We start from the raw sequence: 15133 nt of genomic DNA, 5'->3' as shown, positions 1-15133 counted from the left end.
GGGTTAGCCTCTCAATTCGACCCTATTGATAGCTAACAAACCACGGTCGCGGCTGCACCATGTTGTAGGTCTGCTCAGGAGTGAACATCGGAAGGTCTTCATCGATGAAATTCTTCCATGCCATGAAGAACTGCGGCTGCAGGTCCTGGCGCATGACATTCCACGTCTCAAATTTCTGCTCGGTCGTTCCGTGCCCGTCCGCGTGCAAAATGAAGGAGAGCTCGGGTGCAGAGGTGTCAATATTCTGACGGTCCGGCAACATGGCCAGCTGAAATTGATGAACAATCAAAGCTTTCTGCGGGAGATTGTTCTCCCTGGTGAGCTGCGCGAGCCATTCCGTTGCTTCATTGACCTCCGCTGCAGACGAGGAACCCACCTGCGCGGCCGGTTGCTGCCCAGGCTGAAGCTTCCACTCGGCATCGAGAGCCAGGCCGACGTTCGGGCGCTTAAGCAGTTCCTCGTAGCGGAGCGCCTGTTCCTTGAACGTGGTCAGACCCGGTTGCAGATCGATGACGGCATATCCGCCAGCCTCGGTGATCGCATCGATGTACGGCACGAGTTCTGCCGGATCCGATTCGTTTGTGAAGTTGCCGTCGTCCCCCGGCTCAGATGAGGCCACGGTGGCGATAATTTCAAAAGCAGGGACCACGGTTTCATCGGTGAGCTCCTGGTACTGGCGCACCCACTCTTTCACCACGCCGACCGCTTCCGCCGGGGGCTGCTCCCCCATTTGCCCCAGTGCAGGGCCGGAAGGATGGCCGTAGGTGGCGATCATACGGCGCCCCGGGAACACGAGACCACCGCCGCCGGGAAGTTCACCGTTCTTGGCCAGGTCGATCGTGGAGCGGAACCGTTCGGTGCTGCCGAATTGCCGGCCCAATGCGAGCGCCTTCTGGCCCGCGACCTGATCCATCGACTCCTTGGTCACGCGCGGATCGGCATAGGCAAGCACCGTGACCGGTAGTTTCGTCGCCGCGGCTGTAGCTGCTGCCGCGAATGACGTCACTTCAGTGGCGAAGATCGGCACGTCTTCGCCACCATGCCCACTCGCTTCACCGCCCCGCGCACGATCCACGATCGCGGTGATTTCATGATCCTTACCTGCAGTGATGGGATCGGTGTCCGTGATCAGCTGCAGATCGTCTGGGTCAGTCTCTGCGCCGGCTTCCTCTCCCACATTGATCACACGAGTAGCGCCGAGGCGCCGGATTTCCTCGTCCACGGCTGCGGCGGCCGCGGGTGCGGTGTAGCGCACCAACATTGGCACCCCTAGATCCACGGCGATAGCGGCTGCCTTGAGGCGGTCTTCCCGATCCGGCCCTGACACGACGACTGCGTCGGATTCAGGAAAGAATTTCTGGGAGACTTCCGCACCTGTGCCGTCCGGATCCGCAATGACCGCGGAGCCGTCCTCGACCAGCGACGCGGCAAGGCTATTTCCCCCGGCGGTAGAGCTCTCCGCCGAACCAGAATCCCCGGTTCCGGCGCCGCCGAAAACCGAGCATCCGGCAAGCAGCATCGACGTGGACACCGCGATTGCAGCTGTGGACATGAACCGGGAACTAGAACGCATGCGGGAAACCCTACTTCAGGGATTCCGCAATCCGTGTTCCGACGCTTTCAGTGAAGGTCGCGGCACCGTTGTCGCCGGAGGCATCAGAACCACGCCGGGCGGAGACATCCGCTGCGACGGCATCTTCGACGCGGGTGGCACCCGCTTCGTCGTCAAGCCAGCGGAGCATCATAGCGACCGACAGGATCATCGCCGTCGGATCAGCAAGACCCTTGCCCGCGATGTCCGGCGCCGAACCGTGGACCGGCTCAAACATAGACGGGTTCGTACGCGACGCGTCAATATTCCCCGAGCATGCCAGCCCCACTCCGCCGGCGACGGCACCGGCCAGGTCCGTAAGGATGTCGCCGAACAGGTTGTCGGTGACGATCACGTCATACCGGCCCGGATCGGTGACCATGTAGATGGTCGCGGCATCGATGTGGTTGTAGTCGATCTCCACCTCGGGGTACTCCGCGGCGATGTCGTCGACTGTGTTCTGCCACAACGCGCCCGCGTTCGTGAGCACATTGGTCTTGTGCACGAGGGTGAGCTTCTTGCCGCGCGCCATCGCAGTTTCGAAACCGTGGCGGACCAGACGCTCGACGCCGTAACGGGTGTTCTGGGAAACCTCGCAAGCGACCTCGGCTGGGGTGCCCTGACGCAAGGTGCCGCCGTTACCGGCATAGAGCCCTTCAGTTCCCTCGCGGACAACGACGAAATCAATCTCACCCGGATTGGCCAGCGGGCTCACCGCAGTCGGGTACAGCTTCGACGGACGCAGGTTGACGTAGTGGTCCAGTTTGAAGCGCAACGGGAGCAGCAACCCGCGCTCGAGGATGCCGGCTGGGACGCGCTCCGGGTCACCAATAGCACCCAGCAGGATCGCTTCGTGCTCGCGGAGGCTCGCCAGATCCTCGTCCGTGAGCAGTTCGCCGTTGCGCAGGTAACGCCGGGCGCCGAGGTCGTACTCGGTCAGTTCCACGTCGTCGCGCACTGTGCGCAGGACCTTCAGGCCCTCTTCCATCACCTCGGGGCCGATGCCGTCCCCTGCAATCACCGCAATTTTCATGCGGTTCAGCTTAACAACACCGACTGCCCGGATTCGCCTCTTGGTGCGTCCAACCCGCCTTTTCTACCGTTGCGGCGGATTAGTGCGGGTTAGTGCGAGTTAGTCAAGGTCGAGTTGAATGCAATCCGCCTCGATGGACTTGGCCACTGCGTCCTCGAGTTCCTGCGGAACCTCAGACTCGACGCGGAGAATGAGGAACGCGCCGTCTCCCTTCGCGGACTGGGTGAGCGCGGCAGCCTCGATGTTGATGCCCGCGTTGCCGAGCTGAGCACCGACGTGGCCGAGTGCACCCGGCTTGTCCGTGTAGGAGAGGAACAGGTTGCGGCCCTGAGCGCGCATGTCCACGCCGCGGCCGTTGATGCGCACGATTTTCTCCACACGCTCGAGACCGGTCAGCGCACCCTCGACAGTCGCGGTCTCGCCGTTCACGGAAACGACTTGGACCTCGATCGCCGAACGGTGGTCGCGCGACTCGTTTGCCACACCGGATTCGACTTCGAGTCCGCGGGACTCGGCGATCGCCGGCGCGTTGACGAAGGTGACGGGCTCCTCCACAATGCCGGAGAAGAGGCCGCGCACAGCGGACAGCGCCAGCGTGGAGGGGTCTACGGTGGACAGCTCGCCGCGGGCGGTGACGCGGAGGGACACCGGAGCCTCATCAAGCAGCTTGCCCGCGAGCAGGCCGAGCTTGCGTGCGAGATCCAGCCACACAGCGACCTCCTCACCCACCGCGCCACCAACGACGTTGACAGCGTCCGGCACGAACTCGCCCGCTAGAGCCTTCAGGACAGAAGCAGCCACGTCGGTGCCCGCGCGGTCCTGCGCCTCGCTTGTCGACGCCCCCAGGTGCGGCGTCACCACAACCTCATCGAGGGCGAACAGCGGAGAATCCGTGCACGGCTCGGACGAGTACACGTCGAAACCGGCGCCGCGGATGGGGCCGTTCACGATTGCGTCGACAAGCGCCTGCTCGTCGACAAGCCCTCCGCGTGCTGCGTTGATGATGATCTGGCCTTCTTTAGCCTTGGCCAACAGCTCCGCGTTGAACATGCCCTGCGTCTCTTTGGTCTTGGGCAGGTGAATGGTGACAAAGTCTGCGCGAGAGACGAGTTCTTCCAGCTCCACAAGCTCGACGCCAAGCTGCGCGGCGCGCGACGGGTTCGCATACGGGTCGTAGGCGATGATCTCGGTCTCGAATGCCGCCAGACGCTGCGCGAAAAGCTGGCCGATGTGGCCGAAACCGACGATGCCGACAGTCTTGCCGAAGATCTCCACACCCTTGAACGAAGACCGCTTCCACTCGCCGTCACGCAGGGTCTTGTCGGCGGCCGGGATCTGGCGCGCAGTGGAAAGGAGCAGCGCGATCGCGTGCTCGCACGCGGAGTGAATATTCGAGGTCGGAGCGTTGACAACCATCACGCCGCGCTGAGTGGCGGTGTCCACGTCGACATTGTCCAAACCGACGCCCGCACGACCAACAATGCGCAGATTCGGAGCCGCCTGGAGAACTTCGCTGTCCACCGTCGTCGCCGAGCGAACCAGCAATGCCTGGGCCTCAGGGACCGCAGCAAGCAGCTCCTCGCGGTTCGGTCCATCCACCCACCGCACCTCGACAGAATCACCCAGAGCCTCGACGGTGGACTGGGCGAGCTTGTCAGCAATGAGAACGACGGGCTTGGCTTCGGGGTTGGTCACGGATGCGGTCACAGTGCTCATCTCCTACGGCATAGTGGTTGACGGATATTGATTCATTAAACCTTAATTCGGAGACTGCGGGAGCGAGGAAATATCATTTAAGTCACCCGGCGCCACCGCAGCCTCGGCTTCCCGGATGCGCTCACCCAATTCCGCAGCCGGGCCGAACCGGCCGAGCGCCACCAACGGCTTCTCCGACAAGCCAGCGGTCAGGACAAGCGTACGTTCGCTCGCACGCGGATCAGGATCGTCCGTCACATACACGCTGGCGCCGAAAGCCCGCGCCGTGGCGATCGATGCGATGGACGTGGACGGAAGAGCGATCACCTGGGGAGCCATCTCAGCGTCCTGACGCGAACGGACCGGCACGACCGCGGCAGCTGCACCATCGCTGACGTGCTGCGGCGGGCCATAATCGGCCCGAAGCCATTCCGGTTCCTTCTCGTCCAAGGCCGCCACAGCCGCCGCGGCATCTTCTGGGCGCTCAACGTTCTTCTCGCCGAATCTGAGAGCTGTCGCCTTCTCCAAGGCCTCACGGCCGCCCGGATCTTTGATCACCTTGAGCTGCTCCGTGTACCCGAGCACCGGCACATCGCCCACCGCGAAGATCGTGTGTGTGGACAAACGCTCAATTTCCCGGATTACACACGCGTGCCTGTCGCCGTGGTAAATGATCATCGGCGCATGCACCAACACTGCGAGCGACGCCGCGCGCAGCTGGGAAGCAGGGCTCTCATCGGCAAGAATGAGCACCTCCGACGACGAGAAGAACAGTTCGCTCGTGGCAAAACCGTCCGAGTCGTCTACAACCACCGGATTCTCCTCGAAACGATCCGACACGTGGCGTGACTGGTTCACCGTCCGGGCTTCCTGCAGAACGGGATCCACCTGGGGTTTCACTTCCACCCGGTCAGGTGCGCAGCTAGCAAGCGCCAGCGCTGATGCTGCTAGTGCCGCGGCTAGGCCTCTGCAAGCTCTGGTCATACAGCGCCTTCAGGGTTTTCCGTGCCCTCGGTTTTTTCTGTGCTTTCAGTGTCTTCTAGGCCCCCAGTCACGTCTCGCACGACACGCTTATCCATGGCGTACTCGATGATTCCTACGAGCCGATCCCTGCGGTCGATGAAGAAGGCCTGCCAGTTCGACGTGAATAGGTATTCCGGCTCGAGCTCATGTGTGGCCAACACCGCATCGAACTCGTCGTCTTCCATGATCGCCTTGGATTGCAGCCGCGAAAGGTACCGTTTCGGATCCGCATCCTCCATCACCGCTTCAGTGCGCCGGCCCAAGGGGGTGCGGTTGAGCACCGACTGTGCAAGCTCCGGATCAACACCGTGCACACGGCAGAAACCGGCGGGGAATACTTGGTGGAAGCCGGGCCGCAGTTCCGCCTCGGTCTCTGCCGTGAAGTTCTTTCCGGTACGCCAATCGCGGGCACCGCGCGCCATGAGCAAGGAGAACAGTCCCCGGTACACACCGGATTCTGCCCGGGCAGTCAGCAGACGCGATTCGTTGAGGAATGCATCCTCCACCGTCTTGGGAACCTCATCCGTGCCGCCCTTCGCCCACGGTGTGACTTGGTCAACATCGGAGCCTGCGCGGATGGACGGCGCATGCGCACCGTAGAGCTCGCCAAAGACCCCGTTCCAGTACCACTGGTTGATGCGGTCCCACGTGGTCTGCTTGTCTAGGCAGCCCTCCTCCCAGGACAAGCGGGCCAGAATGACCGCGAGCGGGACGAGCTGGTGCGGGTACGGCACCTGATCAACGGAGAAAATGCACCGGTCCGAGAGGAAGTCCGCGGCACGGGTGAACCCGCCCAACAGGTCGCGGGATGCCCAGAGGTAGTCGTGCAGGCTGAGATTGAGGATGTCCCCGCGGTGCCCCCGTGCTGATCCGTTAGTGCTGGTGACCAGTAACGACACGCCACGCAGGAAGCGAACACGGTCGATCTCATCGAGCGCCGGGTACTTGCGGAGCACTGCTTCGCATTCGTCCCAGTGCGCGGCGAGGGAGAATTCCGGATCCTCGAGCGCGAACACAGCAGTGAGCAGCTCGAACACGTCCATGGACACGCCCGAAGAATTGGCCTGTGCGAAGATCTGCCCCACGCCAATTTGAGAGGTCCCGCGGTCCAATCGGGTCATGGGCATGTCGTAGGCGGCGAGGGGGCGGAGAACCCGGCGGTGGAATTCCTTCACGTCTTCGCGGATGGCCGGGTCGTCGGTATTGGCGGCCATGTCGAAGAGAAGGTCATTGCCCTCCTCCCACAGCAGAGCTGAAACCGGAATGACGTAATTGTCCACCATTGTCTGACGGTCGGTGATTCCGCCGGCAATCTCCGGGCCGAAGTGCGAGCGCACCACGCCATCGTCATCAACCGCGAAGATCGACTCCGACGGCATCGGGTCGGTCGCGACCGCCGCGCGCACGTCCACGAAGAAACGCCGGAAAATGTTCCTTTCGCGGAAATCGAGCACCTCGATACGACCGTCGCCTTGCAGTGTCAGGTACAGCGTTGACAAACGTTGCTGCCCGTCGAGAAGGAGGAGTCCGGGCTGCTCGTCTGTCTGTGGAGTTCCAGGTAGAGGGCGGGGGCGGAACCGCATGGGCTCGTTGCGCGTGTCCAGCGCAAGTAACGTGCCCACCGGGTAGCCGCGCAGGACGGCGGACAACAGTGTGCGGGTCCGGTCGACATCCCAGAGGTAGGTTTTTTGGAAATCCGGCGTCTGCAGCTCGCCGCGTTCAGCGCGTGCGAACAGATCGGTCAACGAGTAGCTCGGCGTTGTAAACCCCATGGCCCCGAGTGTAGATCAGTCGCCCTCACTGCGAGGGACGCAGAAAACCTCGTGCTCGTGGTGGGTGGGTCCCTCAACCTGAATGGTGGCATGCTCGATTCCGAGAGTCCGCAGCCGCGCCTGGGCGCGGTCGAGCAGCACTCCATGGTCGCCGCGGGTAATCAGGTGCACGGTGCATAAAACGTCCGTGCCGCCGGCGGTCCAGAGATGTAGGTCGTGAATCGCCTCCACCCCGTCAAGCGAGGCAAGCGCATCCCCCACCTCCGCCGGGTCAACTCCTGCGGGGACCCGTTCTAGCAGCACGCTTACCGACGTCTTCAGCAACCCCCACGCCCGTGGCAGCACCAGCCCCGCAATGATGAGGGAGGCTACGACATCTGCTCCGGTGAAGCCCGTGAAGATAATGACGAAACCGGCGATAATCACCGCTACTGATCCAAAAAGGTCGACGAGCACGTGAAGGAACGCGCCCTCGATATTGACCGACTGCTTTCGCTGGGTCTGAAGCACAGCAGCCGATGCTCCGTTAGCAATCAAACCGATCACGGCGACGATGATCATCGTGCGGGTGTCGATCGCCTCGGGGCTGCCGATTCGTCGGACCGCCTCCACGACGATCCACACAGAAATGACCGAAACCGTTACCGCGTTGAGCGCCGCAGCCAGGACTTCCGCGCGACGGTTCCCGAATGTCGCGTATTGCGACGCCGGCTTTCGCCCCAGCACCAAGGCCACGAGAGCAATGATGAGACCAGTCGCGTCCGACAGCATGTGCATCGCATCGGCCATGAGTGCCATTGAGCCGGATACCCAGCCGCCCACCAGCTCGGCAATGAACACCACCGCTGTAATGCCGAGGGCTGCTCCCAGCGCCCAGAGGGGCGCGTCTCCGGCGTCGTGGTCATGGCTGTGTCTGCCGTGGCCGTGTTCCGTCATGGTCACCACTTCGTGTTCCGTCATGGTCACCACTTTATGACAAATTGGCACCTATTGAAACCTTATTGAAAATGCAGATTGTCCCCGATCATTCCCTCACCTGCACAGACACGCGCTTCTGTCGGTGAAGGCGCAGCATCATCAGATGAGGCCTGCGTCACGGCGCCAATAATCCTGTTACTGTGGGACGCTGACTGTTTAAGCGGTCTGTTACATAGAAACCTTAATTAGAAAGGTGGTCTCATTATGACCAGCAAGACCCCGAACCCGAACGACCCGAACAACCTGCCGAAGGAAGCCGCCGACCGTCTCGCGCACGGCGAGCGCGTCACCGACAACCTTGACGAGACCCGCGTTCACGACAAGCTGAACGAGACCCGCGTCAACGAAGAGCGCATCAAGCCGGCCGACACCACCGCTAACCGCGAGGTGCGCACCGAGACCCGCCCGGCAACCACCGGCGGCTCCACCGCCGCCGAGGAGAGCGAGGGCGGCAACGGCTGGTGGAAGTGGCTGCTCGGCCTGCTGGCCCTGATCCTTCTCGGCCTGCTGATCTGGTCCCTGGTCAGCGGTGGCGACGACGAGTCCACCGACCCGTCCACCTCCGTCACCGGCACCACCACCGTCGACGTGACCACCACCGAGGCAGCTACCGACACCGCAGACGATGCCGCTGGCAACGCAACCGGCGCTGCCGGCGATGCCGCAGGTAACGCCACCGACGCTGCCGGCGACGCTGCTGGTAACGCCACCGACGCTGCTGGCGATGCAGCTGGTAACGCCACCGACGCTGCAGGCGATGCAGCTGGCAACGCTGGTGAGGCCGCCCAGAACGCCACCAACTAATTCGAAGCTGATTCCAGCGCCGAATTAGCGTGACGCTTCCTCTAACCGGCTGACGCCGGCCGCAGGCAAAAGCGTTCACCCCGACCCCGCATTCCGATCCAGGAGTGCGGGGTTTTTCATGTCCTTCCCCCACCCCGCTCCTGTATGCGACGACGGTTTGCTCGTTTGCAGCAGCGGAGCTGGCCTTGAGCGACATAGAAAACCGCCCAGAACGCCCGTGGCATCCTGGGCGGTTTACCGCTAATGGCGGTTTGCTGCGGTGCTAAACGCCTGCTTAGTGAGCGGTGTCGGTCAACGGGTTCTGGACCCAGCTCATCATGTCGCGCAGCTGAGCACCCGTTTTCTCGATCGGGTGCTGGGCGATCTGGTCGCGCAGGCCCTCGAGCTCTTTGTTGCCGCCATCGACATTGGCGATCAGGCGCTTGGTGAATTCACCGGACTGAATGTCCTTGAGCACCTCGCGCATGCGGTCTTTGGCACCGGCGTCGACGACGCGCGGTCCGGACAGGTAGCCGCCGAACTCAGCCGTGTCGGAGACGGAGTAGTTCATGTTGGCGATGCCGCCTTCATAGATCAGGTCGACGATCAGCTTCATCTCGTGCAGGCACTCGAAGTACGCCATCTCCGGCTCGTAGCCCGCCTCGGTGAGGACGTCGAAGCCGTTCATGATCAGCTCTTCCAGGCCGCCGCAGAGAACTGCCTGCTCACCGAACAGGTCGGTGACGGTCTCAGCCTCGAAGGTGGTCGGAATGACGCCGGCGCGTGCACCGCCGATAGCTGCGGCGTAGGACAGGGCGAGAGCCTGACCTTTGCCGGTCGGGTCCTGCTCGACTGCGATCAGGCACGGAACACCCTTGCCGTCGGCGAAGGTGCGGCGGACCAGGTGGCCCGGGCCCTTCGGGGCGACCATGGCGACGGTGATGTTGTCTGCCGGGTCGATGAGCTTGAAGTGGATATTCAGGCCGTGGCCGAAGAACAGGGCGTCACCCTCGTTCAGGTTGGGCTCGATGTCGTTGGTGAAGATCTCGGCCTGGGAGGTGTCCGGTGCGAGCAGCATGATCACGTCGGCCCACTTTGCAGCCTCAGCGTTGGACTTGACCTCGAAGCCGGCTTCGCGTGCCTTCTCCGCGGACTTGGAGCCGTCGCGCAGGCCGATGACGACCTCGACACCGGACTCGCGCAGGTTCTGCGCGTGTGCGTGGCCCTGGGAGCCGTATCCGATAACGGCGACCTTGCGGCCCTGGATGATGGACAGATCAGCGTCGTCGTCGTAGAAAACTTCAATTGCCATGAGCGAAGCACTCACCTTTCTGTGTATTCGCGCGTTTGAGCGCCTTGAACATGCCGGAAACATGCCGAAAACATGTCGTGGTTATGTCGTGGACATGCCGCCGGGATGTACTGAACTTTCTCGTTTTTCATAAAGTGCGTCCCGCATGCTGGGCGACAGGTTTCACTATACGGGACACTTGCCGCCCAATGTGAGACACGGGCGCCTATTTGCCGTTTATTTAGAAGGCGCCATGGTCTTCGGCCCGCGGTTGAGCGCGACCTGACCCGACCGAATCAGCTCGCGGATGCCGAACGGTTCGAGGACATCGAGGAACGCCAGCAACTTGCTCGGCGTACCGGTGGCCTCAATGACCACGGAATCCGGGGCGACATCCACGACGCGGGCGCGGAAGATATTCGCCGCGTCGACCACCTGCGGACGGTTGCTGTTGTTGGCGTTGACCTTGACCAGCATCAGGGAGCGGGCAATGGTGTTCTCGTCCTCGAGGCGGACGACCTTGATCACCTGAATCAATTTGTTCAGCTGCTTGGTCAACTGCTCCACAGCGTGCTCGGAAGCGTCGACCACCACGGTCAGGCGGTTGATGCCGGGGGTCTCGGTCTTGGCCGAGGTCAAGGAGACAAGGTTGAACCCGCGGCGTGTGAACATCGCGGTCACACGAGTGATGATGCCGTCGACGTCCTCCACCAGAACGGAAAGAACGCTGCGGGTCACGTCGTCGAAATTCTCGTTGTTGTTGGTCATTACTTCTCCTCCGCTGCAGCCGCAGACTCGGTCTTGGATTCGGCTACGGTCTCGTGGATGTCGGCTGGGGTCTCGCCGGCTGACATGTCTTCGTCGAAAAGCGGGCGCAGATCGCGCGCGTACTGGATTTCCGAGTTGGAGCTGCCCGCGGAGATCATCGGCCACACCTGGGCGTCCTCACCAACGACGAAGTCGATGAGCACCGGACGGTCGTTGATCTCGCGTGCGCGTTTGATGGCTGGCAGGACCTCTTCTTCCGTAGTCACCCGGATGGCCTCAGCACCGAGTGCGCTGGCCAAACCGAGGAAATCGGGGATGTAGGTTTCGTCCTGGTGCAGCTTTGTGTGGGAGTAGTGGCCGTCGTAGAACAGGGTCTGCCATTGACGGACCATGCCCAAATTCCCGTTGTTGATCAAGGCGATCTTGATCGGGAACCCCTCCACCGCGGCGGTGGTGATTTCCTGGTTGGTCATCTGGAAGCAGCCGTCGCCGTCGATGGCCCACACTTCCTTGTCCGGGCATGCTGCCTTTGCGCCGAGGGCTGCCGGGATGGAATAGCCCATCGTGCCCAGGCCGCCGGAGTTCAGCCACGTGCGCGGGTGCTCGAAGTCGAGGAACTGCGCGGACCACATCTGGTGCTGGCCGACACCCGCCACGTAAACCGCTTCGGGCCCGACTTCTTTGGACAGAGTCTCAATGACGAATTGCGGCGACAGCGTGCCGTCGGCGTGCTTTTCGTAGCCGCGCGGGAAACGCTCCTTCATGTCGGCGAGGTAATCTTTCCATTCGCCGATCTCCGGAGCAGAGATCTTCTTGCCCTTCTTGAACGGCTCGGTCAGCTCGCGCAGAACTTCCTTGGCGTCGCCGACGATCGGCACATCGACGGCGCGGATCTTGCCGATCTCGGCCGGATCGACATCGGCGTGAATCACCTTTGCGTCCGGTGCGAAGTGATCGGGGTCGCCGGTCACGCGGTCGTCGAAACGCGCGCCGATGGTGATAAGAAGGTCAGCTTTCTGCAGAGCGGCCACGGCGGGGACGGTGCCGTGCATACCCGGCATGCCCATGTTCAGTGGGTGGTGCGACGGGAACGCGCCCAGCGCCATGAGCGTGGTCACCACCGGAACACCGGTGGCCTCCGCGAATTTCAGGAGCTCCTTCGACGCATTTGCCTTGATGATGCCGCCACCTGCATAAATCACCGGGCGCTCGGCGCTGGCGATCATCTTCGCTGCCGAGGTGATCTGGCGGCCGTGCGGGTTCGTCGTCGGCTTGTAGCCCGGGAGATCCACGACCGGCGGCCACGCGAAATCGATCTCGGCGTTCTGGATGTCTTTGGGGAAGTCCACCAGAACAGGGCCGGGACGACCAGTGCTGGCGAGGTGGAAAGCCTCAGCCAGGGCCTGCGGAATCTCCTCCGGGTCAGTCACCATGATGCTGTGTTTCGTGATCGGCATGGTGATGCCGCGGATATCCGCCTCCTGGAACGCGTCGGTGCCCAGCAGCGGCGTGCCAACCTGGCCGGTGATTGCCACGATAGGCACCGAGTCGAGGTATGCATCTGCCAGTGCGGTGACCAGGTTGGTCGCACCGGGGCCCGAGGTGGCCAGGCACACGCCGACTTTCCCGGACGCCTGAGCGTAGCCTTCGGCTGCGTGACCGCCGCCCTGTTCGTGGCGCACCAGAACGTGACGCAGTTTCTTGGCGGCAAACAGGGCGTCGTAAAGCGGAAGGACCGCTCCCCCTGGAATGCCGAAGACGACGTCGGTGCCCAGCTCCTCGAGGCTGCGGACGATGGCTTCCGCGCCTGTCATCCGCTCCGCCTGTTTCTTTTGTGACGCTGCCACTATTCTCCGAACTCCTTTTGGTGAGTTTTAAGCACTCTGGGTGATCCTGCTTGTTCTACGACAAGCGCCCCCGCTCTACAACCTGAGACGGGGGCGCTTGTCGTGCGACGGCTAGTTAGACGAGTACGTCGCGCGTGGGCCAAGCGCCGCGCGAATCACTGCTACTAGGTCGATCAAGATCATGCCTAGATCATACACATCTCCAAGGTTCCGGAAGCGTTTTAGGGTCTACTCTTGGACGTGCTATGCCTTTCACACTGATTCTCGAGCACATGTGGCGCTGGCTCGCCGACACCGGCATCAACATTGCGCTTCTCATCGTTCTGGCGATGCTGGTCCCGCGTGCCGGCCGCTTAGCCAATAGATACGTCGAGCGCCAGGTCGCAGACTCCAAGGACCTCGACGAGGGCAAATCGTCGCTGGCGATCGCCGGTGTGGCGATCTACATCGTCCAATTGCTGGCGTATTTTCTCATTCTCGTCTTCTTCCTGCAGCAGGTCGGGTTCTCGCTCGCCGGCGCCGCGATTCCCGCCACCGTGGTATCCGCCGCTGTCGGTTTCGGCGCGCAGAACATCATCGCGGATTTCGTCGCAGGCTTTTTCATTCTTACGGAGAAGCAGTACGGCGTCGGCGACCTAGTCACGTTCAAAATAGGCGGCGACGAAATCACCGGCGACGTCATCCAGATCACCATGCGCGCCACACAAGTGCGCACGCTGGAGCAGTACACGGTGACGATTCCTAACTCGACTGCGCAGGTCTGCATTAACAACTCCAACGTGTGGTCGCGCGCGCTCGTTATTGTTCCGGTTCCGCTGGCGCGGTCGCGCGATGTGGACGAGGTCATCGCCCGCGCGGAGCGCGCTGCACGCAAGGCGTTGGCCAACCCCGAGATCGCACCGCTGGTCCGCGGCGAGCTCATGTCGCAGCCCGGCATCGAGATCAACCCGCCGAATACCGTGGGCATGCCGTGGACACTGGACATCCGCTTCATGGTCCGCTGCACCCCCGGCGACCAGTTCCCCATCGAGCGCGCATTGCGCGTGCACATCCTCGAGGAATTCTTCGACGAATACGGTTCCGAGACAGCCTCGCCGTTGCTTGACGACGCCGCAACGCAATCCTTCCCCGCCGTATCCACCGGCCGGTACCAGACCGGTTGGAGCGATTTGGGCGACCTCGACGGCGACTCCGCGTCTACCAAACGCTCCGCGGGAAGCAGCGCCGACGGTACAGCCGCCTTTGCTGGGGCCGACCCCTCCGTTGCCACCGCGGAGTTCTCCTCACCTGGCGCTGGTTCCCATTCCGTCACAGAAGTTGGGTCCAACCCCGACACCCAACTCAATGACCTAGAGGAAGTCCCTGCTGAAGATGATCCGGCCGCTGCTCCGGAGCGCAAGTACGGGATCGGCACGTTCGGAGGACGCATCCGGGCATCGACAGGCTTGCTCATCACGCTCTTGCTCGGTTTGCTCATTCTCCGTGGATTGACCATGAGTGCCGGTGAATCAAGCGAAGCCCGCTCCGGCATCTTGGCGCCACCCCGGTCCAGCACATCGTCGACCGCGACCCCGACGAGCCCGGCTAAGAAGAACGGCTCAGAACAAACGGCACCCCAAACGACCGGAGAGGCACCGGCTAATTCCACCCAGCCCGCAACCTCGATACCCCCGGAACCAGCCCCCGCTCCCGCGCGGAAGAACACGAACCAGCCATCCGAGCAGCCTTCCAGCTCCGTCAAGACGAGCGGGGCACCGACTCGGGGGACTCCCGCACCTGCCCCCACCCCGAGGCAGAGTCCGAGTGCAAGCCCTATAGCATGACACCATGACGTTCACCCCCGACCGCACCCATCTTCTCGCCGCAGTGCTTATGACGGGCATCGCGCTCATTGGAATCTCTTGGGCCCCGCTGAAGCTCGGTTGGCTGCTGATTTTCCCGGTTATCTTCATCGCCTGGGTGCTCACCGCCAAGACCGTGGTGAACAATGACGGCATCCAGGTGTCCTACCTGTTCAAGAAGAACGTGCAGCTCCCGTGGGATCAACTGCGCGGCATCGGTTTTGAGGGCTCCAGCGCGAAAGTGGCCACCGTAAACGGCAAGGAGTACACGCTTCCCGGAGTAACGTTCAACTCACTGCCGGATCTGGCGGATGCCTCCTCGGGGCGCATCACCGATGTGATCACCCAGGCCTCCGAAGCCGCGGACGGGATGATGGAGGTCACCGACCAGCACGGAGAATCCATTCTGGTCACGCCCGAAGAGTACGAGGAACGCACCGCCGCCGGCGAGAAACTTTCCCGTGTCCGTCAGGGCGGCCACAAAGACAACGAACAATAAGAGCATCACGAG

At 62.5% G+C, this 15133-nt stretch carries 12 protein-coding genes; 3 read left to right on the top strand and 9 right to left on the bottom strand.

Features of this window, described 5'->3' with window-relative positions:
* Positions 1–22: 22 nt before the first annotated feature.
* The 6 genes from QYQ98_RS00410 to QYQ98_RS00385 all read right to left on the bottom strand — a co-directional run bounded on the left by QYQ98_RS00410 (position 23) and on the right by QYQ98_RS00385 (position 8074).
* On the bottom strand, positions 23–1552 hold the full coding sequence (locus QYQ98_RS00410) for a cell wall-binding repeat-containing protein (RefSeq protein ID WP_302006814.1): 1530 nt from the start codon (positions 1550–1552) through the stop codon (positions 23–25).
* A 31-nt stretch (positions 1553–1583) separates the two neighbouring features.
* Complete coding sequence (locus tag QYQ98_RS00405) at positions 1584–2624, bottom strand: 3-isopropylmalate dehydrogenase (protein WP_302006813.1); 1041 nt, start codon at positions 2622–2624, stop codon at positions 1584–1586.
* Between the two features lie 99 nt (positions 2625–2723).
* Positions 2724–4340: a phosphoglycerate dehydrogenase gene (gene serA, locus QYQ98_RS00400; RefSeq protein ID WP_302006812.1), complete on the bottom strand. Its 1617-nt coding sequence runs from the start codon at positions 4338–4340 to the stop codon at positions 2724–2726.
* Between the two features lie 42 nt (positions 4341–4382).
* Positions 4383–5177 carry a hypothetical protein gene (locus QYQ98_RS00395; RefSeq protein WP_302006811.1) on the bottom strand — a complete coding sequence of 265 codons (795 nt, stop codon included), beginning with the start codon at positions 5175–5177 and terminating at the stop codon, positions 4383–4385.
* 122 nt (positions 5178–5299) lie between these two features.
* The gene (locus QYQ98_RS00390) at positions 5300–7114 is read right to left on the bottom strand and encodes a DUF262 domain-containing protein (RefSeq protein WP_302006810.1); all 1815 of its coding nucleotides are present in this window, start codon (positions 7112–7114) and stop codon (positions 5300–5302) included.
* 15 nt (positions 7115–7129) lie between these two features.
* Complete coding sequence (locus tag QYQ98_RS00385) at positions 7130–8074, bottom strand: cation diffusion facilitator family transporter (RefSeq protein ID WP_302006809.1); 945 nt, start codon at positions 8072–8074, stop codon at positions 7130–7132.
* Between the two features lie 222 nt (positions 8075–8296).
* On the opposite strand from QYQ98_RS00385, the gene QYQ98_RS00380 reads away from it, so the two are divergent.
* Positions 8297–8896 (top strand): hypothetical protein, encoded by a 600-nt coding sequence (locus QYQ98_RS00380; RefSeq protein ID WP_302006808.1) that lies wholly within the window; start codon positions 8297–8299, stop codon positions 8894–8896.
* Between the two features lie 274 nt (positions 8897–9170).
* On the opposite strand, the gene ilvC is transcribed toward QYQ98_RS00380, so the two are convergent.
* The 3 genes from ilvC to QYQ98_RS00365 all read right to left on the bottom strand — a co-directional run bounded on the left by ilvC (position 9171) and on the right by QYQ98_RS00365 (position 12781).
* Positions 9171–10187, bottom strand: coding sequence for a ketol-acid reductoisomerase (gene ilvC, locus QYQ98_RS00375; RefSeq protein WP_302006807.1), 1017 nt, complete (start codon positions 10185–10187; stop codon positions 9171–9173).
* Between the two features lie 216 nt (positions 10188–10403).
* Entirely contained in the window at positions 10404–10934 is a 531-nt protein-coding gene (gene ilvN / locus QYQ98_RS00370) for an acetolactate synthase small subunit (RefSeq protein ID WP_302006806.1), read from the bottom strand.
* Complete coding sequence (locus tag QYQ98_RS00365; RefSeq protein ID WP_302006805.1) at positions 10934–12781, bottom strand: acetolactate synthase large subunit; 1848 nt, start codon at positions 12779–12781, stop codon at positions 10934–10936. The genes ilvN and QYQ98_RS00365 overlap by 1 nt, the downstream gene beginning before the upstream one ends.
* 245 nt (positions 12782–13026) lie before the next feature.
* On the opposite strand from QYQ98_RS00365, the gene QYQ98_RS00360 reads away from it, so the two are divergent.
* Both QYQ98_RS00360 and QYQ98_RS00355 read left to right on the top strand, forming a co-directional pair.
* Positions 13027–14604 (top strand): mechanosensitive ion channel family protein, encoded by a 1578-nt coding sequence (locus QYQ98_RS00360; protein ID WP_302006804.1) that lies wholly within the window; start codon positions 13027–13029, stop codon positions 14602–14604.
* 4 nt (positions 14605–14608) lie between these two features.
* A complete protein-coding gene (locus QYQ98_RS00355) occupies positions 14609–15121 on the top strand; it encodes a PH domain-containing protein (RefSeq protein WP_302006803.1) in 513 nt (170 codons plus the stop codon).
* The last annotated feature ends 12 nt before the right edge of the window (positions 15122–15133 follow it).

Source organism: Corynebacterium sp. P3-F1 (genome assembly GCF_030503635.1).
GTDB lineage: Bacteria > Actinomycetota > Actinomycetes > Mycobacteriales > Mycobacteriaceae > Corynebacterium.
This window is presented reverse-complemented; position numbering and strand designations above follow the sequence as displayed.

Bases quoted from the DNA above. Each gene is read 5' to 3' on its own strand.
- ilvC (WP_302006807.1), bottom strand. From the start codon at position 10,187: ATGGCAATTGAAGTTTTCTACGACGACGACGCTGATCTGTCCATCATC.
- ilvN (WP_302006806.1), bottom strand. From the start codon at position 10,934: ATGACCAACAACAACGAGAATTTCGACGACGTGACCCGCAGCGTTCTT.
- QYQ98_RS00355 (WP_302006803.1), top strand. From the start codon at position 14,609: ATGACGTTCACCCCCGACCGCACCCATCTTCTCGCCGCAGTGCTTATG.
- QYQ98_RS00385 (WP_302006809.1), bottom strand. From the start codon at position 8,074: ATGACGGAACACGAAGTGGTGACCATGACGGAACACGGCCACGGCAGA.
- QYQ98_RS00360 (WP_302006804.1), top strand. From the start codon at position 13,027: ATGCCTTTCACACTGATTCTCGAGCACATGTGGCGCTGGCTCGCCGAC.
- serA (WP_302006812.1), bottom strand. From the start codon at position 4,340: ATGAGCACTGTGACCGCATCCGTGACCAACCCCGAAGCCAAGCCCGTC.
- QYQ98_RS00380 (WP_302006808.1), top strand. From the start codon at position 8,297: ATGACCAGCAAGACCCCGAACCCGAACGACCCGAACAACCTGCCGAAG.
- QYQ98_RS00390 (WP_302006810.1), bottom strand. From the start codon at position 7,114: ATGGGGTTTACAACGCCGAGCTACTCGTTGACCGATCTGTTCGCACGC.
- QYQ98_RS00405 (WP_302006813.1), bottom strand. From the start codon at position 2,624: ATGAAAATTGCGGTGATTGCAGGGGACGGCATCGGCCCCGAGGTGATG.
- QYQ98_RS00410 (WP_302006814.1), bottom strand. From the start codon at position 1,552: ATGTCCACAGCTGCAATCGCGGTGTCCACGTCGATGCTGCTTGCCGGA.